Genomic DNA, 21,352 nt, shown 5'->3' on the forward strand with positions numbered 1-21,352 from the left:
ACCTCGCCCTGGTGGTCCGACGCGCTCGCCGACCCCTGGCGCGACCCGTACGCGCCGGCCGCCGTGGTGGTCCCGGCCGCCCCGGTCGCCGGGAGCGGCGAGCCGGAGCCGGTGACCGACCCGGACGCGCCGACCCGGCCGGGGCTGCGCCAGGTGGTGCTGGTCTCGCTGATCACCGCCCTGCTCGCCGGCTCGCTCGGCAGCGCCCTGACCTACGCCTTCCTGCGCGGCGGCGGGGGCGTGCCGACGCTCGGCGCGCAGTCCGGGCAGGCCCCGGCGCTCGCCCAGCGCAAGCCCGAGTCCCTGGCCGGCGTCGCCGAGAAGGTGCTGCCCAGCGTCGTCACCGTCCGGGTGGCCAGCCTCGGCGGCACCAGCGAGGGCTCCGGCTTCGTGGTGAGCGCCGAGGGGCACATCATCACCAACGACCATGTGATCGCCGGCGGCCCCGGCAAGGCCACGGTGGTCTTCAACGACGGCAGCACCGCGCCGGGCACCGTGGTCGGGCAGGACCCGGAGTCGGACATCGCGGTCATCAAGGTGAACCGCACCGGGCTGAAGCCGGTGGAGTTCGGCGACTCCGACGCGCTCGCCGTCGGCGACCCGGTGCTCGCCATCGGCTCGCCGCTCTCGCTGGCCAACACGGTCACCGCCGGCATCGTCAGCGCCCTGGACCGCACCATGATGGCCGGCGAGCCGGGCGGGCCGACCCGCTACTACGCGGCGATCCAGACCGACGCGGCGGTCAACCACGGCAACTCCGGCGGCCCGCTGGTCGACGGCGCCGGCCGGGTGGTCGGGGTCAACTCGACGATCAAGTCGCTGGTCGCCGACGGGCAGGAGGCCGGCAACATCGGGCTCGCCTTCGCCATCCCGATCAACCAGGCGAAGCGGGTCACCGAGGACATCATCGGCACCGGCAAGGCCCGGCGTACGGTGATCGGCGCCCAGGTGGGCGGCACGGGCGTGAACGGCGGCGGCGTACGCCTCAACGGCGTCGAGCCGGCCGGGCCGGCCGCGGCCGCCGGGCTGCGTACCGGGGACGTGGTGCTCCGGCTGGACGGGCACCCGATGAACGATCCGACCGACCTGGTGGCGCTGGTCCGCAAGTACGCCCCCGGCTCGGTGGTGACGGTCGAGTACCGGCGCGGGTCGAACCGGCAGAACGCCTCGGTGACGCTCGCCGCAGACGCCAAGTGAGGACCCCGCACCCCCTCCCGGTCGGCCACCTGACGTGCGTAGTCTTGCCCTGACACGGACGAGGAGGCCGGTGTGTTCGAGAACCTGAACTGGTGGGAGATCGGCGCCCTGCTGCTCCTGGCACTGTTGATCTTCGGGGACCGGCTGCCCGCGGTGATCAACGACGGCCTCCGGATGGTCCGCAACCTGCGCAACATGGCGCGGAACGCCACCGGTGACCTGAGCCGCGAGCTGGGCACGGACATCCAGCTGGAGGACCTGCACCCCAAGGCGTTCATCCGGAAGCACCTGCTCAGCGAGGAGGACGAGCAGGCCCTCCGGAAGCCGCTGCAGAGCATGTACGACGATCTGCGCTCGGACGTCACCGGCGTGCACGACCAGCTCAAGGACGTGGCCGACGCCGCCGACCTGCGCACCAACGGCAGCCGCCCGGCCACCGCCACCGGCGGTGCCCCGGCGCCGGCTCCGCGCCCCTCCTACGACGACGCCACCTGACCCCGTAACGCGACCGACCCTCCGCGGCGCGGGCCGGGAGGGTCGGTCGGTGAGCTGTGCGCGGGTCAGCGACCGGCGGGCTTGAGACCCAGGGGCTTGCCGAGCAGGGACTCGCGGCGCACCGCGAGGCGGTCGGCGACCTGGACCAGCGCCCGGGCGGCCGGGGCGTCCGGCTCGGCCAGCACGATCGGGTTGCCGGCGTCGCCGCCCTCGCGGACCCGGGTGTCCATCGGGATCTGCCCCAGCACCGGCACCTGCGCGCCGATGGTCCGGGTCAGCGACTCGGCGACCGCCGCGCCGCCGCCGGCCCCGAAGACCTCCATCCGGGAGCCGTCGGGCAGCTCCAGCCAGGACATGTTCTCGATCACACCGACCACCCGCTGGTGGGTCTGCAGCGCGATGGCGCCGGCCCGCTCGGCCACCTCGGCGGCGGCCGCCTGCGGGGTGGTGACGACCAGGATCTCCGCGTTCGGCAGCAGCTGGGCCACCGAGATGGCGATGTCGCCGGTGCCCGGGGGCAGGTCCAGCAGGAGGACGTCCAGGTCGCCCCAGTAGACGTCGGCGAGGAACTGCTGCAACGCCCGGTGCAGCATCGGGCCGCGCCAGACGACGGCCGCGTTGCCCGGGGTGAACATGCCGATCGAGATGACCTTCACGCCGTGCGACTGCGGCGGCATGATCATGTCCTCGACGCGGGTGGGCGCGCCGTCGGCGCCCAGCATCCGGGGCACCGAGTGGCCGTAGATGTCGGCGTCCACCACGCCGACCGAGAGGCCGCGGGCGGCCAGCGCGGCGGCCAGGTTGACCGTGACGCTGGACTTGCCGACGCCGCCCTTGCCGCTGGCCACCGCGTAGACCCGGGTGCGCGAGCCGGGCTGGGCGAACGGGATGACCGGCTCGGCGGTTGCCCCGCCGCCACGCAGCTTCGACTGCAGCTCCTGGCGCTGCTCCGGGCTCATCACGCCGAACTCGATCTCGACGCCGGTGACGCCGGGCACCGCCGCGACCGCGGCGGTGATGTCGGTGCGCAGCTTGTCCTTCAGCGGGCAGCCGGCCACCGTGAGCAGCAGCTCGACCCGGACCACGCCGTCGTCGCCGACCTCGGCGGAACGGACCATGCCCAGCTCGGTGATCGGCCGGCGGATCTCCGGGTCGTTGACGGTGGCCAGCGCGGCCTGGATCGCGTCGGAGACGGTGCTGACGGGTGCTGACATGCCCGCAATGCTACGTCGGTGGTGATCGGCGCCCGCCGCTGGCGGGGGCCGGTGTGAGCGAATCGATGGCCGCCCGAGGGGTGGACGGGCCGTGCCGGGAAGTGGGACGATCGGGTCGAACGCCGCTCGCCTGGCCCCTTGAGGCGCGCGGCGTTCAATACGTTCCGGGCCGGTTCAGCTCTCCAGGCGCCCGTCGTGGGCGAAGTCGCCGTCGAGGTCGTCGCGGGGCTCGTCGAGCGGCTCCCCGCCGGCCTGCCGCCGGACCTCCCGCTCGTGCTGCCGGCGCTCCAGCTTCCGCCGCCGTTCCGCCGCCTCGTCCAGCTCCTCGGCCAGCCGGGCCAGCTCGGAGCGGAGGAAGTCCCGGGTGGCCACCTCGCCCATCGCGATGCGCAGCGCGGCGATCTCCCGGGCCAGGTACTCCGTGTCGGCCTTCTGCATGGTGGCCCGCCGGCGGTCCTCCTCCAGCGCGATCCGGTCCCGGTCGGCCTGCCGGTTCTGCGCGAGCAGGATCAGCGGGGCCGCGTACGAGGCCTGGAGGGAGAGCACCAGGGTCAGGAAGGTGAAGGTGTACGGGTCGAAGCGCAGGTTCGCCGGGGCCAGGGTGTTCCAGGCGAACCAGGCGGCGATCACCAGCGTCATGTAGACGATGAAGTTCGCGGTGCCCATCCCCCGGGCGATCCCCTCGGACCAGCGGCCGAAGGTCTCCGCGTCGATCCGGGGCAGCCGGAGGCCCCGGGGCGCCCGCGGCTGGTCGAGCCGCTCGGCTCGTCGCTGGTCAGCCATTGCCGCCGTCCAGGGTCCCCTCGTCGGTGGCGGGCGCGGTCGGCACGGCGTCCCGGTCGCGCCAGTCCCGCGGCAGCGAGTGGTCCAGCACGTCGTCCACGGTCACCGCGCCGACCAGCCGCATCGTGCGGTCCACCACCGGCATGGCGACCAGGTCGTAGGTGGCCATCCGGCGGGTGATCTCGGGCAGCGGTGTGGTCGGCCGCAGCGGGTCTATGTCGTTGACAACGACCCCGCCGAGCAGGTCGGCCGGGGGCTCGCGGAGCAGCGCCTGGAAGTGCACCATGCCGAGGTAGCGCCCGGTCGGCGTGGTGAGCGGGGCGCGGGTCACGAAGACCTGCGCGGCCACGGCGGGGGAGAGCTGCGGCTCGCGGATCCGGGCCAGCGCCTCGGCCACGGTGGCGTCCGGCGGCAGGATCACCGGCTCGGAGGTCATCACGCTGCCGGCGGTGCCGGAGGCGTAGCGCAGCAGCTGGCGGACGGGGGTGGCCTCGTCCGGCTCCATCAGGTCGAGCAGCACGTCCTGCTCGGGCGGGGGCAGCTCGTTGAGCAGGTCGGCGGCGTCGTCCGGGTCCATCTCCTCCAGCACGTCCGCGGCACGTTCCCGGTCCAGCGCGGCCAGGATCTCCACCTGGTCGTGCTCGGGCAGTTCGCCGAGCACGTCGGCGAGGCGCTCGTCGTCCAGCGCGGCGGCCACCTCGTTGCGCCGTGCGTCGGGCAGGTCCTGGAGGGCGTTGGCCAGGTCGGCCGGGCGCATGTCCTCCAGCACGGCGAGCAGGTTGGCCGTACCCCGGTTGTCGCCGAGGCCGCCGAGGCCGCGCACCCGGTCCCACTCCACCTGGTGCAGATGGCCGCGGCGGGCGAGCCGGCTGGTCTGCTCGCGGACGGCGACCCGGGTGAGCGCCCACTCGCCGCCGCGGCTGCTCTCCATGGCGACGTCGACCACCGAGCCGGCCTGGCCGGTGTCCAGCTGGACCCGGCGGTCCAGCAGCTCCTGGAGCACGAGCAGCTCGTTCGGGCGCTTCTCGAACCGGCGCAGGTTGAGGGTGCCGCTGCCGAGCACCACGGCGTCCGGGTCGATGGAGGTGATCCGGTTGATGGAGAGGAAGATGCGCCGCCGCATCGGCATCTCGGCGACCAGCCCCACCACCTCGGGCGGGCGCTGGGTCGGTCGCATCCGGGCGACGGCGTCGCGGACCCGACCCACCTGGTCGCCGTTCGGGTCGAAGACGGCGACTCCGGCGAGTCGAGCGATGTAGACCCGGTTCGGCGTGCTCACGGGCACCAGCCTAAGGGCCTAGTGTTTATCAACATGTCGACCTTGGCCTACGAGATCGTGGACGTCTTCACCGACCGCCCGTTCGCCGGCAACCCGCTGGCCGTGGTGTTCGGCGCGGAAGGGCTGGCCACCGAGCAGATGCAGGCGCTCGCGCTGGAGTTCAACCTGTCGGAGACGGTGTTCGTGCTGCCACCGACGCAGGTCGGTGCGACGTACCGGGCGCGGATCTTCACCCCGGCCGAGGAACTGCCGTTCGCCGGGCACCCCAGCGTGGGCGCGGCGGTGACCGCGAGCCGGCGCGGCATGTTCGGTGTGGGCAGGGTCACCCAGGAGTGCGGCGCCGGGGTGCTGCCGATCGAGGTCACCCCGACCGGCGCGACGCTCACCGGGGGCACCCCGACCCTCGGGCCCGAACTCGACCCGGAGCCGCTGCTGGAGATGGCCGGCCTCCGCGCCGCCGACCACGCCGGCCCGGCGCCCCGGGTCGCCGGCTGCGGCCTGGAGTTCCCCTACCTTCCGGTACGCCCGGACGCGGTGGCCCGGGCCAGGGTGAACGCGGCGGCGGCGGAGCGGTACGGCGTGGAGCACGTCAGCGTCTTCTCCTGGGACGCCGACTCGCAAACCGCCCACGCCCGCGTCTTCGTGCCGGGCCTCGGCGTGCCGGAGGACCCGGCTACCGGCTCGGCGGCCCTGGGCCTGGGCGTCTGGCTGGTGGCCAGCGGGCTGCTGCCCGGCGAGGGCCGCTCCGAGTACGCGGTCCGCCAGGGCGTCGAGATCAACCGACCGTCCGCGCTGGCCTGCACGGTGACCGCGGCCGGCGGGGTGGCGGTGGGCGCGACGGTCGCCGGCCACGTGATGCCGGTGGCCCGGGGCGAGATCGCCGTCCCGCCCTTCGTGGGCTGAGGCGGGCCGGACCGCCCGCGCGGTAGCGTGCCGCTGAGGACGTGGTCCACCACGGCCCCGGCCGGGATGCGGGAGGATGCCGGAGTGAGCGACGAGGTCGACGAGCGGACCACCACGCCGCTGGTGGACGAGGCGATGAAGAAGGCGGCCGTCTGCTGGGTCAGCGTCGGCGGCGGCCCGGCGTACGGCCTCTGGTGCCTGCCGCTCGACGGTTCGCTGCTGGTGGTGACCGGCCCGGGCGAGCAGTCCGCCCCCGGCCTGGCCGACGCGGGCGCGGCCGAGGTCACGCTGCGCGGCGACCACGGCGGCCGGATCGTCACCTGGCCGGCCCGGGTCACCCGGCTGCAGCCGGGCACCGAGGAGTGGGAGACCGCCGCGCCGCTGGTCGCCGCGAAGCGGTTGAACGCCTCCGGCCCGTCCGCCGACCTGGTGGCCCGCTGGGCGTCCGAGGGCTGTGCGGTGAACCGGCTGAGCCCGGCGGGCAGCGCGGTCGCCGGCGCCGACCTGCCGGCCGGCTCGATGGCCGAGCAGCCCCGGGAGGCCCCGGTGGTCCGGGCCACCCGCAAGCCGTTCCGGCTGCACAAGGTCCGCCGCCGCTGAGCCGCCCCGCCGGCCGGTCAGCTGAGTCGCCACCCTCGGGGCGCCCGGCGGTCAGGCGACGGCGACCGGGTCGAGCAGGCCGAGCACCTCGGTGAGCGAGGTCAGCACCGGGCCGTCCCAGCCGTGGTCGGCGTTGAACACCATGTGACCGGCCAGGTCCGGGGCGGCCAGCCGGACCGCGGTCATGCCGGCCCGCTCGGCGCCGGTGAGTTCCTGGCTGCCGCCGTCGCCGACGTAGAGGCAGTCGGCCGGCGTGAGGCGGAGCCGGTGGCAGGCGGCCAGGTAGAGCGCCGCGTCGGGCTTGCAGCGCCCGAGCTGCACCGAGAAGATCCGGACATCGAGCAGCGGCGCGACCGCGAGCTGGGGCAGGAACGCCGGCAGTTCGTGCGTGCAGTCGCTGATCAGGCCGGTGCGGACGCCCTGCCCGCGCAGCGCGGCCAGCACCGGCACCGCCTCGGTCCGCAGCCGGGTGTCGGCGCGTACCGCCCGGTGCCGGTAGGCGACGGCGTCGCGTACCGCCTCGTCGGAGGGATGCACGCCGGCCTGCCCGCAGACCCAGCGCAGGGTCGCCTCGGCGTCGCCGAACCGCCCGCTGGCGCGCTGGTAGTAGCTGCGGTCGAGCACCTCGATCAGGGTGTCGGCCGGGCAGCCGAGCAGCTCGGCGATGGTCCGGTGGGCGGACCCGCGCTGCACGCAGCGGGTCAGCGTGCCGAAGAAGTCGAACAGCACCGCCTGGTATCGGGGCATGGGGGAACGCCTCCGGACGTCGAGGGGGGATCGCCGGGACGCGCATGATCGTAACGGAGTGCTGACGGTAAGTGGTGTCGGATGGCGTGTGAGTATTGCTCTCCGTGTCCCACCCTCCGCACCGCCCGCCGCTCGACGCGCTGACCGTCGGCGCGCTCGCGCTGGCCGTCACGGCCGTCTCGTCCTCCGCGCCGCTTGTCGCGTTCGCCGCCGCGCCGGCGCTCGCCATCGCGTTCTGGCGCAACGTGCTCTCGCTGGCCGTGCTCGGTCCGGTCTCGCTGACCCGGCGGCGGGCCGAGTTCCGGGCGCTGACCGTCGGCGCGGGGCGCCGGGAGGGGCTGTACTGCGTACTCTCCGGGGTGGCGCTGGCCGCCCACTTCGCCACCTGGATGCCGAGCGCGCAGCTCACCTCGGTGGCCGCGGCCACCGCGCTGGGCGCCACCCAGCCGGTCTGGCAGGGGCTGATCGCCCGCTGGCAGGGGCGGCGGCTGCCCGCGGCGGTCTGGGCCGGCATCGCGGTCGCCGTGCTCGGCGCGGTGCTGGCCACCGGCGCCGACTTCAGCGTCTCCGGCCGGGCCTTCACCGGTGACCTGCTGGCCGTCGCGGGCGGCATGTTCGCCGCCGTCTACACCGCCTTCGGCGAGCGCGCCCGGGCCAGCATCAGCACCACCACGTACACCACCATCTGCTACGGCGTCTGCGCGGCGATCCTGCTGGTGGTCTGCCTGGCCGGCGGGGTACGCCTGCACGGCTACGACGGCGGCACCTGGCTGGCCATCCTCGGCCTGGTGGCCGGCGCCCAGCTGCTCGGGCACTCGATGTTCAACTACGCCCTCCACCGGGTCTCCGCCACGACGGTCAGCGTGCTGATCCTGCTGGAGGCGCCCGGCGCGGCGCTGATCGCCTGGGTCTGGCTGGGTCAGCTGCCCCGCCCGCTCGCCCTGCCCGGGCTGGCCCTGCTGCTGGCCGGCGTCGCCGTCGTCATCCTCGGCGGGGCCCGGGCCGGCCGCCGCACCGAGCCGGTCGCGGTGCCCGCCGACCCCGCCCCGCTGGCCGACTGAGCCGGCCGCCCGCCCGCCGAGTGTGGCCATTCCGCCTCGGCGTGGCCGGCACTTCGAGCAGAGTGCGGGGCGTGGAGGCGGGACGCGAACGGCACGACGACGAGGTCGAGCACGGGACCGTGGTCACCCCCTCCGCCGAGTTCCCGCCCCTCGACCCTGCGGAGCGGGCGGCGCTCGGCCGGATCGGGGAGCGGTGGCGCGCCCCGCGCGGCGACGGGGAACTGCCGGTCGACCCGGCCCTGGTCCGCAGCGACCGCCGGCCGGTACCGACCCGGTTCGGCCGGCTGGCGCCCTTCGAGATGTTCACCGTGGAGAAGCCGGACGAGCTGGTCGCCACCGAGCGGGCCAACGTGCCGGGCTCGCGGTCCGGACGGGCGCTGACCCGGCTGCGCCGGGCCCTTTTCGGGCCGCCGCTGTCCAGCGCCGCCGTGCTCTACGAGCGGATGCGCAAGCTGGTCGCCCTCCCGGTCCTCTCCTCCGACCTGCTCAGCTCGGTGGCGTACGGGCCGGAGGCCATGCTCGCCGTGCTGGTGCTGGCCGGCACCGGGGCGCTGGGCTCCTCGCTGCCCCTGGCGGCCGTTCTGGTGGTGCTGATGATCGCGGTCGGCGCGTCGTACCGGCAGACGATCCACGCCTACCCGCACGGCGCCGGCTCGTACGTGGTGGCCGGCGACAACCTCGGCAGTTTCGCGGGCCTCGCGGCGGCGGCCGGGCTGATGGTCGACTACGTGCTCACCGTGGCGGTGTCGGTGGCGGCCGGGGTGAACGCGGTGACCTCGGCGCTGCCCGCGCTGGCCCCGGCGACGGTGCCGCTCGGGGTGCTGGTGATCGCCGTGCTGCTCGCCGCCAACCTGCGCGGCGTACGCACCGCCGGCAACATCTTCGTGCTCCCCACGTACGCCTTCGTGGTGGCCGTGCTGGCGCTGCTGGTGGTCGGCTACGCGCGGGCGGCGGGCCGGGGTTTCGCGCCGGCGCCGCCGCCGTCGCTGCCGGCCGCCGAGGGGCTGGGCCTGCTGCTGGTGCTCCGCGCGTTCTCCTCCGGCGCGGTGTCGATGACCGGCATCGAGGCCGTGTCCAACGCGGTGCCGGCGTTCCGGCCGCCGGAGTGGCGCAACGCCCGGGCCACGCTCGGCTGGATGGTGTTCCTGCTGGTGCTGCTCTTCGCCGGGCTGACCGGGCTGATCCGGCTGGAGGGCCTGGTCCCGGTGCCCGGCGAGACGATGCTCTCCCAACTGGGCCGGCTCACCTTCCCGACCGGCCCCTGGTATCCGCTGCTCCAGGTGGCGACCACGCTGATCCTGCTGCTGGCGGCGAACACCGCGTTCAACGGTTTCCCCCGGTTGCTCTTCTTCATGGCCCGGGCCGGCCACGCGCCGCGCCGGTTCCTGCACATGGGGGACCGGTTGGCGTTCAGCAACGGCATGGCGGCGCTGGCGGTCGCGGCGGCGGCGGTCTTCGTGGCGTTCGGCGGGCACACCGAGTCGCTGATCCCGCTCTACGCCGTCGGCGTCTTCCTCGCCTTCACCCTGTCCCAGGCCGGCATGGTGGTGCACTGGCGGCGCCGACGCGGCCCGGGTTGGCGCCGGCGCCTGGCGGTGAACGGCGTCGGGGCCACCCTGTCCGGGCTGGTCCTGCTCACCGCCGCGGTGTCGAAGTTCACCGAGGGCGCCTGGGTGGTGGTGGTCGCGGTGCCGCTGCTGGTGCTGCTGTTCCGGCGGATCCACCGGCACTACACCACGCTGCACCACGCCCTGGCGCTGCACCCGCCCGCGCCCCCGCCGGCCGAGCCCGTGGGGTCGGCCGAGGGCGAGGAACTGCCCCAGGAGGTACGCCACCTGGTGGTGGTGCCGGTGGCCCGGCTGAACCGGGCGTCGCTGCGGGCCCTGGCGTACGCGGCGTCGCTGGGGCAGCCGACGCTTGCCGTGCACATCGCCCCGGAGGAGGCCGAGGCGGACCGGTTCCGTGAGCAGTGGCAGGCCTGGGGCGACCACCTGCGGCTGGAGACGATCGTGTCGCCGTACCGGGCGGTGATCGGGCCGCTCGCGCACTACCTGGAGGCGCTGCGCGCCACCCGGCCGGAGCTGACCCTGACCGTGATCGTGCCGGAGGTGGTGCTCCGCCGCCGCTGGCACCGTCCGCTGCACAGCCGCGCCGAGCAGCGGCTCCGTGCCGCACTGCGGGCCCTGCCCGGCGTGGTGGTCACCAGCGTCCCGGTGCACCTCGCCGAGTGAGCCTCAGACGTCGTGGACGTCGAGGACCTGGGTGGTGGGGGCGGCGTCGCCCAGCGCCTCGCGCAGCGCCACCCGCTCCGGGTCGACCAGGAACGCGTCGTAGCCGGCCCGCGCGGCGAACCGGATCACGTGCACCTCGGTCTTCCCGTCCCCGGTACGCAGCCGCCGCTCCAGCCGCCCGCCGTGCCGGCCGAGCAGGGCGAGCACCGCGTCCTCGTACCGCCGGCCGGCCTCGGGGCCGGCGCTCAGGTCGACCAGGGCGACCACCCGGAGCACCCCGGCCGGGTCCTCGACCAGCGGCTTCCAGAAGTGGTGGTCGACGTGCCCGCCCGGGATGCCGTCCCGGATGCCGGTGTCGGTGTAGCCGTGCCGGCGGTAGAAGTCCGGCGCCTGGAAGGAGAACGAGGCCACCGAGATCTCGGTGCAGCCGCGGCGCCGGGCCTCCTCCTCGGCGGCGTGCAGCAGCCGGCCGCCCCAGCCCTCGCGGCGGCGGTCCGCCCGCACCCAGACGGTGTTGATCCCGGCCCGGCCGCCCCAGGTCCAGCCGGTCAGCCCGGCCACCAGCTCGCCGTCGGGATCGGCCACCCGCACCGTCAGGTCGGCCTCGTCGGTGGCGTCGGTGGCGGCGTTGTTGAAGGCGGTGAGTTCCCGGTCGATCCGGGCGGCCAGCTCGTCGTCCGCGCCCCCGACGTGCAGGGTCGCTCCCTCGTGCTCGGTCATGCCGCGGAGTATGGCAGCGGCGGGAGGAGCGGGCAGGCCCGGCCACGGCTCAGGCGTCGATGCCGACGGCCTTGGCGCTGGCGGTCCAGAGCCGGGCCGCGAGGGCCGGGTCGGCCGCCTTGGGCAGCGGCCGGCGGAGCCGCCGGTCGGCGTAGTAGCCGCCGTCGACCAGCCGGGACGGGTCCTGGTTGGCCAGCCAGACCAGGGTCTCCGCGCCCTTCTCCGGGCTGCGGAACGGCAGCAGCCGCATGCCGAGGGCGACCAGGCGGCTGTCGTTGCCGAACCGGGTCCGCACCACGCCGGGGTGGAACGAGTACGCGGGCACCTCCGGCCAGCGCCGGGCCGCCTCGGCGGTGAACAGGATGTTCGCCTGCTTGCTGGTGCCGTAGGCGCGCATCGGCCGGTAGCGGCGCAGCGCGGCGTTGAGGTCGTCCGGGTCGAGCGCGCCGCTGCGGTGCGCGCCCGAGGCGGTCACCACCATCCGGCCGATCCGGTCCCGCAGCAGGTTGCTGAGCAGGAACGGGGCGAGGTGGTTGGCCTGCATGCTCAGCTCGAAGCCGTCGACCGTGGTGACCGGCTGGAGCACGATCGCCCCGGCGTTGTCGGCCAGCACGTCGATCCGGTCGTACGCGGCGCGCAGCCGCTCGGCGAGACCGCGTACGTCGTCGAGTACGGCGAAGTCGGCGCGGAACAGCTCGGGCTGCTCGCCGCAGCACTCGCGGACCCGTTCCCCGGCGGCGCGCAACCGGGCCGGATCCCGGCCGACCAGTACCACCCGGTCGCCGCGGCGCGCCAGGTCGACCGCGGCGGCCAGGCCGATGCCCGAGCTGGCGCCGGTCACCACCACGGTCCGACGCTCAGTGAGATCTTCCACAGGTCCATTCACCCCGGTCACGGCACGAGGTTACCGTGGCGTCACAACGCCCTTTGGGATCGTTAAGTTTCTCGTCTTTCACCTGGTGGCGTCGGCGTGCCCGCCGGACGCTGGAAGGAGCGCATCCATGGCCGCAGTCGGTCGCCCCCGCCGGTCCTGCCTCGCGGTACCCGGCTCCAGCGTCAAGATGCTCGGCAAGGCCCAGGGCCTCCCCGCCGACCAGGTCTTCCTCGACCTGGAGGACGCGGTCGCGCCGCTGGCCAAGCCGGACGCCCGGAAGAACATCGTGGCCGCGCTGAACGAGGGCGACTGGGCCGGCAAGACCCGGGTGGTCCGGGTGAACGACCTGACCACGCCGTGGACCTACCGGGACGTCATCGAGGTGGTCGAGGGCGCCGGGGCCAACCTGGACTGCATCATGCTGCCGAAGGTGCAGAACGCCGAGCAGGTGCACTGGCTCGACCTGCTGCTCACCCAGATCGAGAAGACGCTCGGCCTGGAGGTCGGCCGGATCGGCATCGAGGCGCAGATCGAGAACGCGGCCGGGCTGGTCAACGTCGACGCGATCGCGGCCGCCTCGCCCCGGGTCGAGACGATCATCTTCGGTCCGGCCGACTTCATGGCCTCGATCAACATGAAGTCGCTGGTGGTCGGCGCGCTGATCCCGGACTACCCGGGCGACCCCTACCACTACATCCTGATGCGGATCCTGATGGCCGCCCGGATGCACGACAAGCAGGCCATCGACGGCCCGTTCCTGCAGATCCGGGACGTGGACGCGTTCCGCGAGGTGGCGAAGCGCTCGGCGGCCCTGGGCTTCGACGGCAAGTGGGTGCTGCACCCGGGCCAGATCGACGCGGCCAACGAGGTCTACTCCCCGGCCCAGGCCGACTACGACCACGCCGAGCTGATCCTCGACGCGTACGACTGGTACACCTCGGAGGCGGGCGGGAAGCTCGGCGCGGTGATGCTCGGCGACGAGATGATCGACGAGGCGTCCCGCAAGATGGCGCTGGTGATCGCGGCCAAGGGCCGGGCCGCCGGGATGAGCCGCACCTCCTCGTTCACCCCGCCGGCGGAGTGACCGCGAGCCGCTGACCGCGACGGGCCGCCCCGACCGGGGCGGCCCGTCCGCGTCAGTAGCCGGTGTTGCTGCTGTCGGCGATCGCGCCGATGACGATCGCCACGATGATCAGGGCCATCAGGGCGGTGATGATCCAGCCGATGATGATGCCGGCCTTCGCCATGCCCTCACCCTGCTCACCCCGTTCCCGGATCTGCTTCAGGGCCACGTGGCCGAGGATCGCGCCGATCGGGGCGGTGATGCACGAGGTGATGCCGATCAACGAGAGCGCCAGCGCCGCGATGGCCAGGCCGTTGGTCCGGGTCGGTGGCGGGCCGTACGCCGGGTAGGCCGGCGGCGGGTAGCCGGCCGCCGCGTACGGGTCGCCGGGCGGGTAACCGGGGGCGGCGTACGGGTTGCCGGGCGGCGCGTAGCCGGGGGCGGCGTAGGGCGTCGGGGACTGCGGGCCGGCGTACGGGTCGGCGGGCGCGTACGGGTCCGCCGGGGTCGGCTGGGTCGGGATGGGGCTGCCGGTCATCGGCAGCGTCGGGTCGGCCGGCGGGCTCGACTGCGGCCCGGCCGCCGACGGGTCGTGCCAACCACCCGGCGGTGGGGGATAGCTCATCAGATCATCTCCATGGACGTGGTGCGGTCAGGGTAGCCATCGGTGGGCAAGTCGCAGGACCCCCTTTCCGGGTGCCGCGTTGCCCGGGGCGTCCACAGCGGGCAGGATCGCGGCATGGCACTTGACGCGCGCGGTGGTCGGTCACGACGGGACGTCAGCCGGCCAGGGCTGGTGCGCCGGCCCCGCGCCGGCGGCCCGGCCGGCTCCGCCGACCAGGACCAGCCGGCACCGCTCGAAGAGCCGGCCACCATGCGCCTGGACGGCCGGGTCGCCCTGGTCACCGGCGCGGGCAGTCCGGACGGCATCGGGTACGCGACCGCGCGCCGCCTGGCCGACCTCGGCGCCCGGGTGGCGATCGTCTCCACCACGCGGCGGATCCACGAGCGGGCCGGCGAGCTGGGTGTGACCGGCTTCGTCGCCGACCTCACCGACGAGTCCGAGGTGGGCGCGCTCGCCGACGCGGTGGCCGAGCAGCTCGGCGACGTCGAGGTGCTGGTCAACAACGCCGGCCTGGCCAGCCGGGCCAGCCCGGAGGTGCTCCGGCCGGTCGCCCAGCTGACCTACGACGAGTGGCGCGGCGAGATCGACCGCAACCTGACCACCGCGTTCCTGTGCAGCCGCGCGTTCATCGGCGGGATGGCCGAGCGGGGCTGGGGCCGGATCGTCAACCTGGCGGCCACCGCCGGGCCGGTCAACGCGCTGCCCACCGAGGCCGCCTACGCGGCCGCCAAGGCCGGCGTGGTCGGCCTGACCCGGGCGCTGGCCATGGAGATGATCGCGGACGGGGTGACCGTGAACGCGGTGGCACCGGGCATCATCCACACCGCGGCGTCCACCATGGTCGAGATCAAGCAGGGCCTCGGCACCCCGGTGGGCCGCCCCGGCACGCCGGACGAGGTGGCCGCCGCGATCGCCTTCCTCTGCTCGCCGGCCGCCTCCTACATCACCGGGCAGATGCTGGTGGTCGACGGCGGCAACAGCGTGCGGGAGGCGGAGTTCCGCTGACCGTCAGTAGCTGCTGCCGTTGTCCGAGTTGGCCCAGATGGCCAGGCCGATCCAGCCGCAGCAGACCAGCAGGCCGATCGCGGTGAAGACGTAGCTGAGGATCAGCCCCCAGGTGGCGAGCTGGTCGCCCTCCTCGCCGGTCTGCTTGATCTGCCGCTTCGCGAGGTGGCCGCAGACGATGCCGGCCGGGGCGAAGACGAACGCGAAGACCAGCGACAGGATGGCGAGCACGTTCGGCCCGCCGCCGCGTGGCTGCGGACCCGGGCCCGGCGGCCCGTACTGGCCGTACGGGGGCTGCGGGGCGTAGGGCGGCTGGGCGGCCCCCGGCGGCTGGTGCCCCCAGTGCGGCTGCTGCGGCTCCCCGTACGGCTGGCCGTAGGCCGGCGGCTCGTACGGCGACGGTGGCTGGTCCGGCTCGCCGGGTGGTTGGCTCACGCCCTCATCGCCCCCTCGCCTCGCAGGTCGACGGCCCTCTCTCTTGCGGACGCTACCCGCAGCGGTGAACCTTTTCACAGCGGTTGTATGGACTGGTCACCTTGGCTCCGCCGGTCCCGGGGCCGATACTGACCCAGCGTTCAGTTACCCACGAGTAATGCGTCGATCCCCCGGAGGCTGAGATGGCCCGACTCGCCCAGACGCCCGGCCTGACCGATGTGCAGCGGTCGATCCTGGAAACCGTCCGGGAGTTCGCCGACAAGGAGATCATCCCGCACGCCCAGCGGCTGGAGCACGCCGACGAGTACCCCACCGACATCCTCGACGGGATGCGCGAGATGGGGCTGTTCGGCCTCACCATCGACGAGGAGTACGGCGGTCTCGGCGAGTCCCTGCTGACCTATGCCCTCGTGGTGGAGGAGCTGTCCCGGGGCTGGATGTCGATCTCCGGCATCGTCAACACCCACTTCATCGTGGCGTACCTGATCTCCCAGCACGGCTCGGCCGACCAGAAGGCCCGGCTGCTGCCCCGGATGGCCACCGGCGAGGTACGGGGGGCCTTCTCGATGTCGGAGCCCGAGTGCGGCTCGGACGTCTCGGCGATCAAGTCCAAGGCGGTCCGTAACGGCGACAACTACGTGCTCAACGGCCAGAAGATGTGGCTGACCAACGGCGCGTACTCCTCGGTGGTCGCCACCCTGGTCAAGACCGACACCGGGGCCGACTCGGTCTACGGCAACATGAGCACGTTCCTGCTGGAGAAGGAGCCCGGCTTCGGCGAGACCGCGCCCGGCCTGACCATTCCCGGCAAGATCGACAAGATGGGCTACAAGGGCGTCGAGACCACCGAGATGGTGCTCGACGGCGTGACCGTTCCCGCCTCCGCCGTGCTCGGTGGCGAGGAGAAGGTCGGCCGCGGCTTCTACCAGATGATGGACGGCATCGAGGTCGGCCGGGTCAACGTGGCCGCCCGCGCCTGCGGCATCTCCATCCGCGCCTTCGAACTGGCCGTCGCGTACGCCCAGCAGCGCCGCACCTTCGGGCAGCCGCTCGCCAAGCACCAGGCCGTCGCGTTCAAGCTCGCCGAGATGGGCACGAAGATCGAGGCCGCCCACGCCCTCATGGTCAACGCGGCCCGGCTCAAGGACGCCGGCCAGCGCAACGACGTCGAGGCCGGGATGGCCAAGCTGCTCGCCTCGGAATACTGCGCCGAGGTCGTCCAGGAGGCCTTCCGCATCCACGGCGGCTACGGCTACTCCAAGGAGTACGAGATCGAGCGCCTGATGCGGGAGGCCCCGTTCCTGCTCATCGGCGAGGGCACCTCGGAGATCCAGAAGACCATCATCTCCCGGGGCCTCCTGAAGGAGTACAAGCTCTGACGGCCGCCCTGGAGCCCGTGTTGATCAAGAAGTTTGCGTCGGATCCGGCCGCGCCCCCGACGCAAACTTCTTGATCAACGGGGCTGGGTGGGGTTTGGTGCAGGGAGGTGTCGACGGGCGCGGGTGACCAGTGCCTTTGGGTTGTCGGCGTAGAGCCGGATTTCTTTCACCGGTGTGCTTGGTCCCTTTGGTAGGCGTACCGACAGGGGTTCTCGCAGCATGACGTCCACTGCGGTCTGGCTGCCTACGCCGAGGTTCAGCACCGTGGGGTCGTCCGGGTCGTACTGGACGGCTCGGCTGGACGGCAGTGAACGGTAGCGGGCCTCGACCCGGGCTATCGCGCTCCACGGGATCATGACGTCCAGCGAGGCGCCGTTGCGGATCCGCAGGCCGGTGTCGTCGGCGACGTGCGGGTGGATCCGCAGGCTGGCGAGCAGCCCGACCATCCACAGCACGCCCCAGACGCCGAGCCCGATGGCGGCATGCCGCACCGTGGGCCAGCCGACGGTGTGCCGGAGGATCAGGTCGAGGACCGGGATCTCGATGGTCGACAGCGCGATGAACACCCCGTGGATCGGCTGCACCACGCCGACGTACGCGAACGTCTCCGCGCCGGGCTCTACCGGGTAGGGCCGTCGCAGGACCCACCGGGCCAAGCTGCGCCACATGCCCCACTCGTACGCGACCGCGCGGCGAGCCAGCCTGACCACGTCGACGCCTGCCATCCCCGGCCCATCCCTTCTTTTGCATTACAGTTGCAACGTAAACGCTGGCCGGGGGACGTGTCAATGCAGTCGTATTGTGTAAGCATGTATGGATGCCGAAGCGGGTCGACCACCGGGAGCGCCGCGCCCTGATCGCGGACGCGCTCATGCGGGTCGCGGCCGAGCAGGGACTGGAGGCGGTCAGCCTCCGGCACGTGGCCGCAGCGGCCGGCGTCAGCTCCGGGATGGTGCAGCACTACTTCCGCACCCGCGACGAGATGATGACCTTCGCGCTCGCCGTGGTCCGCGACCGCAACGAGGCCCGGGTGACCCGGGCGATCGCGGCGCTCGGGGAGACACCGGCACCGCGTGAGCTGCTGCGGACCATGCTGGCCGAGCTGCTGCCCCTGGACGAGGAGCGTCGCGCCGACGGCCGCGTGGCGCTGGCGTTCCTGGCCTACACCGCCGTACGCCCGGCCGTCGCCGCCGCGCTGCACGACGAGACGGCCGCCCTGCTGGGCTTCATGGCCGGCCTGATCCGTGCCGGGGCGCGCTCGCCGGTGGATCCGGAGCGGGCCGCGGTCGGGTTGCTGGCCGTGATGGAGGGGCTCGGCATCTACCTGCTCGGCGGGCACTACCCGCCGGAGACCGCCCTGGCCGCCCTCGACACCCAACTCGACCTGCTCTTCGGCCCCGAGCCGCCGGCCTGAGCCGGCCCCGACACGAGGCCTCAGCCGCGGCGGGTCAGGCCCCCGGCGGCGCGCTCGATGATGAGGCAGCGGTCCTCGACGTAGTCGATGCCCGCCTCCTCGGCGATCCGCCGTGCCTCGGCCGAGAAGATCCCGAGCTGCAACCAGACCGCCGGCGCGCCGATCGCCACCGCCTGCCGGACCACCTCGACGGCGTCCCGGGCCGGGCGGAACACGTCGACCAGGGCGACCGGGTGCGGGATGTCGGCCAGCGTCGGGTACGCCTTCTCGCCGAACAGCTCGTCCACCGTCGGGTTCACCGGGATGATCCGCCAGCCGTGCCGCTGCATCTCCAGCGGCACGCGGTGTGCGGCCTTGCCGGGGTCGCGGGACGCGCCCACGACGGCGATCACGGCGGAGTCGGCGAGGATCTGCTGGGCGGAACGCATTCCCCGAGCCTAGCCGCCGCCGGCGCCCGACAGCCCGGCCCGGCCCGGCCTCACAACAGGGAGAGCTGTTCGGCCGCCGGGGCGGGCGGGCTGGGCAGTTGGCGGTTGTCGCCGGCCTCGCCCCGGTGCAGCCCGTGCCGGCGGGCCGCCATCCGCACCCGTGCGGTGACCTCCCGCTGGTACGCCTGCGGCGCGTACGCCCCGGCCTGGTAGAGCTGCCGGTAGCGGGGGACCAGGTGCGGGAACTCGCGGGCCAGCCAGTGCGCGTACCACTCGCGGGCGCCGGGGCGCAGGTGCAGCGGCAGCGGGGTGACGGAGGTGGCCCCGGACGCGGCGATCGCGGCCACCGTGGCGTCGATCGACTCGTCGTCGTCGCTGAGCCCCGGCAGGATCGGCGCCATCAGCACCCCGACGGCGAAGCCGGCGTCGGTGAGCTGGCGTACCGCGTCGAGGCGGCGGCGCGGGCTCGGCGTGCCCGGCTCGACCGCCCGCCAGAGCGCCTCGTCCACGAACCCCACCGAGTAGGACAGCCCGACCCGGGCCACCTCCGCGGCCTGGCGCAGCAGCGGCAGGTCGCGCAGCATGAGCGTGCCCTTGGTCAGGATCGAGAACGGGTTGGCGAAGTCGCGCAGCGCCTCGATGATCCCGGGCATCAGCCGGTAACGCCCCTCGGCCCGCTGGTAGCAGTCCACGTTGGTGCCCATGGCGATGTGCGCGCCGCGCCACTTCGGGGCGGCCAGCTCCCGGCGTGCCAGCTCGCCGGCGTTGACCTTGACGATCACCTTGCGGTCGAAGTCCGCCCCGGCGTCGAGGTCGAGGTAGGTGTGCGTGTTGCGGGCGAAGCAGTTGTGGCTGACCACCCCGTTGGCGATGAAGTCGCCGGTGCCGGTGGTGATGTCCCACAGCGGCAGCTCCAGCCCGAGGTCCTCGATGCGGGTCACCCGCAGCCGGGCCCGGCACTTGAGCGCCATGCCCTCGATCGAGCGCTTGCCGGTGACGGCCGGGTCGGCCAGGTGGAAGAAGCGCAGCCGCTCCGGCAGGCCACCGGTCAGCCGGAGCTGGCGCACCCGGTTGAGGTTGCCCGGGTCGTCGAGCACCCACCGGAAGCCGAACCGGTCCAGGGCGGCGCTCACCCGGTCCCGGCTCCCGTCGTCGCCGACGCTGATCCGGAAGACACCCCGCCGGCAACTGCCCGCGGCGTCGAAGGTGCCGGCCAGGAGGCCCAGCCACCAGTCGTCGGTCGGCTCGTCCGCGGGGCGGACCAGCTCGGCGACCGCCTCGGCGTCACCGGGCCGGGCGGTACGGATCGCGGTCGTCGACCGGCGGCCGGCCCGGACCGGCGGGCCGGACACCCGCTCCGTGCCGATCCCGGCGTCGGCGAGGAACCGCTCCGCGCGCTCCAGCGCCTCCTCGTCGGCGGTGGCCAGCCGGAAGCGGCTGCCGGGGTGGTCGGCGTCGCGCACCACGGCGCAGAGGTATCCCCGCCGGTAGTCGGCGGAGCGCTTCGGGGCGGTCGCGAACCGGCCGGTGCCGAGCAGCCGGTTGCGGGTCGTCAGGTAGGGCCGCCGGCCGCCGCCCCGCATGCTGCCGGTCACGTGCTTCCAGCCGCGTTCGGTGAGGAACCGGTGGTCGCCGCTGGCGACCAGCGTGGTGCCGTCCTCCAGGGTCACCCGGTGGGCGCGCTTCACCGTCGACCACTTGTCGAGCACCGTGGTCACCACGTAGTGCCGGTAGGCCCCGCGCCGCTCGGTGCCGTAGATCCGGTCGCCGACCTCCAGCTCGCTGATCGCCTTGGTGCGGCCGTCGGCCATCAGGACCGGCGTGTCACCCGCCAGGCAGTAGACGCAGGCATGGGAACAGCCCCGGTAGGGGTTGATCGTCCACTCGAACGGGACGCGGGACTGCCCCGGCACCCGATTGATGATCGACTTTGCCCGCACCTCGTAGAAGGTCATGTCGGCGAAGCCGGGGGTGTCGAAGGTGCGGGCGATGGCGCCGGGGAGCGCCAGCGGCAGGGGTGGAGCCGCTGGCGCTGCCCCGTCGGGAGTCCCCTCGTCCGGGGGAGCGGAGAGGTTGTCCCAGCGCATGTGCCTCATTCGAACACGCGTACGAACGAAGCGCAAGTGAATCGCCGAACACCGGCCACCGGAGCGGGGCGGGCGGGGTGCAGGATGGGGGTATGGAGACGTCGACCTTCGTCTACGACGGCGACTGCGCGTTCTGCACCCGGTGCGCGCGGGTCATCGAGCGCTGGATCCCGACCCGGGCCCGGGTGCTGCCCTGGCAGTTCGCCGACCTCGACGCGCTCGGCCTGACCGCCGCCGAGTGCGAGGAGGCGGTGCAGTGGGTCGGCGGGGACGGCGTACGCGCCGCGGGGCCGGACGCCATCGCCCGGCTGCTCGGCGACAGCAACCCGATGTGGCGGATCGCCGGCGCCGGCCTGCGGCTCCCTCCGGTGCGCGCCGCCGCCTGGCCGGCGTACCGCTGGGTGGCCCGCAACCGCCACCGGCTGCCCGGCGGCACCGCGGCCTGCGCCGTGCCGTCCGCCGGCCGCAACTGACCCGTCGGCTCGTCCCGGCCGGTCAGGCGGGCAGGCCGGTGCAGGCGACCCCGTCGATGGTGCAGGCCGTGGGCGTGGCGCTGATCGCCGCGCCGTTCACCCGGAACGTCACCCGGGCCGTGCCGCCACCGGGCACCCGCCCGGTGTCCCCGTCCGGCACGAAGGTCCACCTCGCGCCGTCCCGGCTGGTCCGGGCGCCGGTCACCGAGGTGACCTGGAGCGACTCGCGGGGCAGCACGACGACGAGGGTCCAGTCCGCGGCCGCCGCCGGCCCCGGGTTGCTGATCGTCACCGCGGCGCCGTAGCTGAGCAGGGCGCTCTCCTCGACGGCGAAGTCGG

At 73.9% G+C, this 21,352-nt stretch carries 23 protein-coding genes; 11 read left to right on the forward strand and 12 right to left on the reverse strand.

The window, feature by feature from the left end:
* Both ACW0Q9_RS16425 and ACW0Q9_RS16430 read left to right on the forward strand, forming a co-directional pair.
* Positions 1-1,197, forward strand: a 1,197-nt coding sequence (locus ACW0Q9_RS16425; RefSeq protein WP_456182187.1) for a S1C family serine protease, incomplete at its 5' end; no start/stop codon positions are given.
* Positions 1,198-1,269: 72 nt separating this feature from the next.
* Positions 1,270-1,692, forward strand: coding sequence for a preprotein translocase subunit TatB (locus ACW0Q9_RS16430; protein ID WP_456182188.1), 423 nt, complete (start codon positions 1,270-1,272; stop codon positions 1,690-1,692).
* A gap of 65 nt (positions 1,693-1,757) precedes the next feature.
* On the opposite strand, the gene ACW0Q9_RS16435 is transcribed toward ACW0Q9_RS16430, so the two are convergent.
* From ACW0Q9_RS16435 to ACW0Q9_RS16445, 3 genes are all read right to left on the reverse strand, one after another.
* The gene (locus ACW0Q9_RS16435; RefSeq protein WP_456182189.1) at positions 1,758-2,906 is read right to left on the reverse strand and encodes a P-loop NTPase; all 1,149 of its coding nucleotides are present in this window, start codon (positions 2,904-2,906) and stop codon (positions 1,758-1,760) included.
* Between the two features lie 174 nt (positions 2,907-3,080).
* Complete coding sequence (locus ACW0Q9_RS16440) at positions 3,081-3,689, reverse strand: DUF1003 domain-containing protein (protein ID WP_456182190.1); 609 nt, start codon at positions 3,687-3,689, stop codon at positions 3,081-3,083.
* The gene (locus tag ACW0Q9_RS16445; protein ID WP_456182192.1) at positions 3,682-4,968 is read right to left on the reverse strand and encodes a magnesium transporter MgtE N-terminal domain-containing protein; all 1,287 of its coding nucleotides are present in this window, start codon (positions 4,966-4,968) and stop codon (positions 3,682-3,684) included. Before ACW0Q9_RS16445 ends, ACW0Q9_RS16440 begins: the two co-directional genes overlap by 8 nt.
* Before the next feature lie 33 nt (positions 4,969-5,001).
* Here ACW0Q9_RS16445 and ACW0Q9_RS16450 point away from each other — a divergent pair, with 33 nt between their 5' ends.
* Together ACW0Q9_RS16450 and ACW0Q9_RS16455 are read left to right on the forward strand one after the other, a co-directional pair.
* Positions 5,002-5,871, forward strand: coding sequence for a PhzF family phenazine biosynthesis protein (locus ACW0Q9_RS16450; protein ID WP_456182194.1), 870 nt, complete (start codon positions 5,002-5,004; stop codon positions 5,869-5,871).
* Positions 5,872-5,937: 66 nt separating this feature from the next.
* A complete protein-coding gene (locus tag ACW0Q9_RS16455) occupies positions 5,938-6,471 on the forward strand; it encodes a hypothetical protein (RefSeq protein ID WP_456182196.1) in 534 nt (177 codons plus the stop codon).
* A gap of 51 nt (positions 6,472-6,522) precedes the next feature.
* On the opposite strand, the gene ACW0Q9_RS16460 is transcribed toward ACW0Q9_RS16455, so the two are convergent.
* Positions 6,523-7,218, reverse strand: a complete 696-nt coding sequence (locus ACW0Q9_RS16460; RefSeq protein WP_456182198.1) for an HAD family hydrolase — start codon at positions 7,216-7,218, stop codon at positions 6,523-6,525.
* Positions 7,219-7,313: 95 nt separating this feature from the next.
* Here ACW0Q9_RS16460 and ACW0Q9_RS16465 point away from each other — a divergent pair, with 95 nt between their 5' ends.
* Positions 7,314-8,279 carry a DMT family transporter gene (locus ACW0Q9_RS16465; protein ID WP_456182200.1) on the forward strand — a complete coding sequence of 322 codons (966 nt, stop codon included), beginning with the start codon at positions 7,314-7,316 and terminating at the stop codon, positions 8,277-8,279.
* A 71-nt stretch (positions 8,280-8,350) separates the two neighbouring features.
* Positions 8,351-10,510, forward strand: a complete 2,160-nt coding sequence (locus ACW0Q9_RS16470; RefSeq protein ID WP_456182202.1) for an APC family permease — start codon at positions 8,351-8,353, stop codon at positions 10,508-10,510.
* A 3-nt stretch (positions 10,511-10,513) separates the two neighbouring features.
* Here ACW0Q9_RS16470 and ACW0Q9_RS16475 read toward each other — a convergent pair whose 3' ends face one another.
* Together ACW0Q9_RS16475 and ACW0Q9_RS16480 are read right to left on the reverse strand one after the other, a co-directional pair.
* The gene (locus tag ACW0Q9_RS16475; protein ID WP_456182204.1) at positions 10,514-11,230 is read right to left on the reverse strand and encodes a GNAT family N-acetyltransferase; all 717 of its coding nucleotides are present in this window, start codon (positions 11,228-11,230) and stop codon (positions 10,514-10,516) included.
* Between the two features lie 49 nt (positions 11,231-11,279).
* Positions 11,280-12,104 (reverse strand): SDR family NAD(P)-dependent oxidoreductase, encoded by an 825-nt coding sequence (locus ACW0Q9_RS16480; RefSeq protein WP_456182206.1) that lies wholly within the window; start codon positions 12,102-12,104, stop codon positions 11,280-11,282.
* 127 nt (positions 12,105-12,231) lie between these two features.
* Between ACW0Q9_RS16480 and ACW0Q9_RS16485 the strand changes: the two genes are divergently transcribed.
* Positions 12,232-13,188, forward strand: coding sequence for an HpcH/HpaI aldolase/citrate lyase family protein (locus ACW0Q9_RS16485; protein ID WP_456182208.1), 957 nt, complete (start codon positions 12,232-12,234; stop codon positions 13,186-13,188).
* Positions 13,189-13,240: 52 nt separating this feature from the next.
* Here the strand turns inward: ACW0Q9_RS16485 and ACW0Q9_RS16490 are convergent, their stop codons facing one another.
* Positions 13,241-13,792 (reverse strand): DUF4190 domain-containing protein, encoded by a 552-nt coding sequence (locus ACW0Q9_RS16490; RefSeq protein ID WP_456182210.1) that lies wholly within the window; start codon positions 13,790-13,792, stop codon positions 13,241-13,243.
* A gap of 114 nt (positions 13,793-13,906) precedes the next feature.
* Here ACW0Q9_RS16490 and ACW0Q9_RS16495 point away from each other — a divergent pair, with 114 nt between their 5' ends.
* A complete protein-coding gene (locus ACW0Q9_RS16495; protein WP_456182212.1) occupies positions 13,907-14,797 on the forward strand; it encodes an SDR family NAD(P)-dependent oxidoreductase in 891 nt (296 codons plus the stop codon).
* A 3-nt stretch (positions 14,798-14,800) separates the two neighbouring features.
* Here the strand turns inward: ACW0Q9_RS16495 and ACW0Q9_RS16500 are convergent, their stop codons facing one another.
* Positions 14,801-15,232 (reverse strand): DUF4190 domain-containing protein, encoded by a 432-nt coding sequence (locus ACW0Q9_RS16500; RefSeq protein ID WP_456182214.1) that lies wholly within the window; start codon positions 15,230-15,232, stop codon positions 14,801-14,803.
* A gap of 182 nt (positions 15,233-15,414) precedes the next feature.
* On the opposite strand from ACW0Q9_RS16500, the gene ACW0Q9_RS16505 reads away from it, so the two are divergent.
* Positions 15,415-16,611, forward strand: a complete 1,197-nt coding sequence (locus ACW0Q9_RS16505; RefSeq protein WP_396837846.1) for an acyl-CoA dehydrogenase family protein — start codon at positions 15,415-15,417, stop codon at positions 16,609-16,611.
* A gap of 74 nt (positions 16,612-16,685) precedes the next feature.
* On the opposite strand, the gene ACW0Q9_RS16510 is transcribed toward ACW0Q9_RS16505, so the two are convergent.
* Positions 16,686-17,336: a PH domain-containing protein gene (locus tag ACW0Q9_RS16510; protein WP_456182216.1), complete on the reverse strand. Its 651-nt coding sequence runs from the start codon at positions 17,334-17,336 to the stop codon at positions 16,686-16,688.
* Between the two features lie 92 nt (positions 17,337-17,428).
* Between ACW0Q9_RS16510 and ACW0Q9_RS16515 the strand changes: the two genes are divergently transcribed.
* On the forward strand, positions 17,429-18,025 hold the full coding sequence (locus tag ACW0Q9_RS16515) for a TetR/AcrR family transcriptional regulator (RefSeq protein WP_456182218.1): 597 nt from the start codon (positions 17,429-17,431) through the stop codon (positions 18,023-18,025).
* A gap of 20 nt (positions 18,026-18,045) precedes the next feature.
* Here ACW0Q9_RS16515 and ACW0Q9_RS16520 read toward each other — a convergent pair whose 3' ends face one another.
* Both ACW0Q9_RS16520 and ACW0Q9_RS16525 read right to left on the reverse strand, forming a co-directional pair.
* Complete coding sequence (locus ACW0Q9_RS16520; protein WP_456182220.1) at positions 18,046-18,453, reverse strand: CoA-binding protein; 408 nt, start codon at positions 18,451-18,453, stop codon at positions 18,046-18,048.
* Between the two features lie 50 nt (positions 18,454-18,503).
* A complete protein-coding gene (locus ACW0Q9_RS16525) occupies positions 18,504-20,549 on the reverse strand; it encodes an intein-containing Rv2578c family radical SAM protein (protein WP_456182221.1) in 2,046 nt (681 codons plus the stop codon).
* An 83-nt stretch (positions 20,550-20,632) separates the two neighbouring features.
* Here ACW0Q9_RS16525 and ACW0Q9_RS16530 point away from each other — a divergent pair, with 83 nt between their 5' ends.
* A complete protein-coding gene (locus tag ACW0Q9_RS16530) occupies positions 20,633-21,013 on the forward strand; it encodes a thiol-disulfide oxidoreductase DCC family protein (RefSeq protein ID WP_456182222.1) in 381 nt (126 codons plus the stop codon).
* Positions 21,014-21,035: 22 nt separating this feature from the next.
* Here ACW0Q9_RS16530 and ACW0Q9_RS16535 read toward each other — a convergent pair.
* Positions 21,036-21,352: cellulose binding domain-containing protein (locus ACW0Q9_RS16535; RefSeq protein WP_456182224.1), on the reverse strand; the 317-nt coding region annotated here is incomplete at its 5' end.

The organism is Micromonospora sp. I033 (assembly GCF_053890995.1).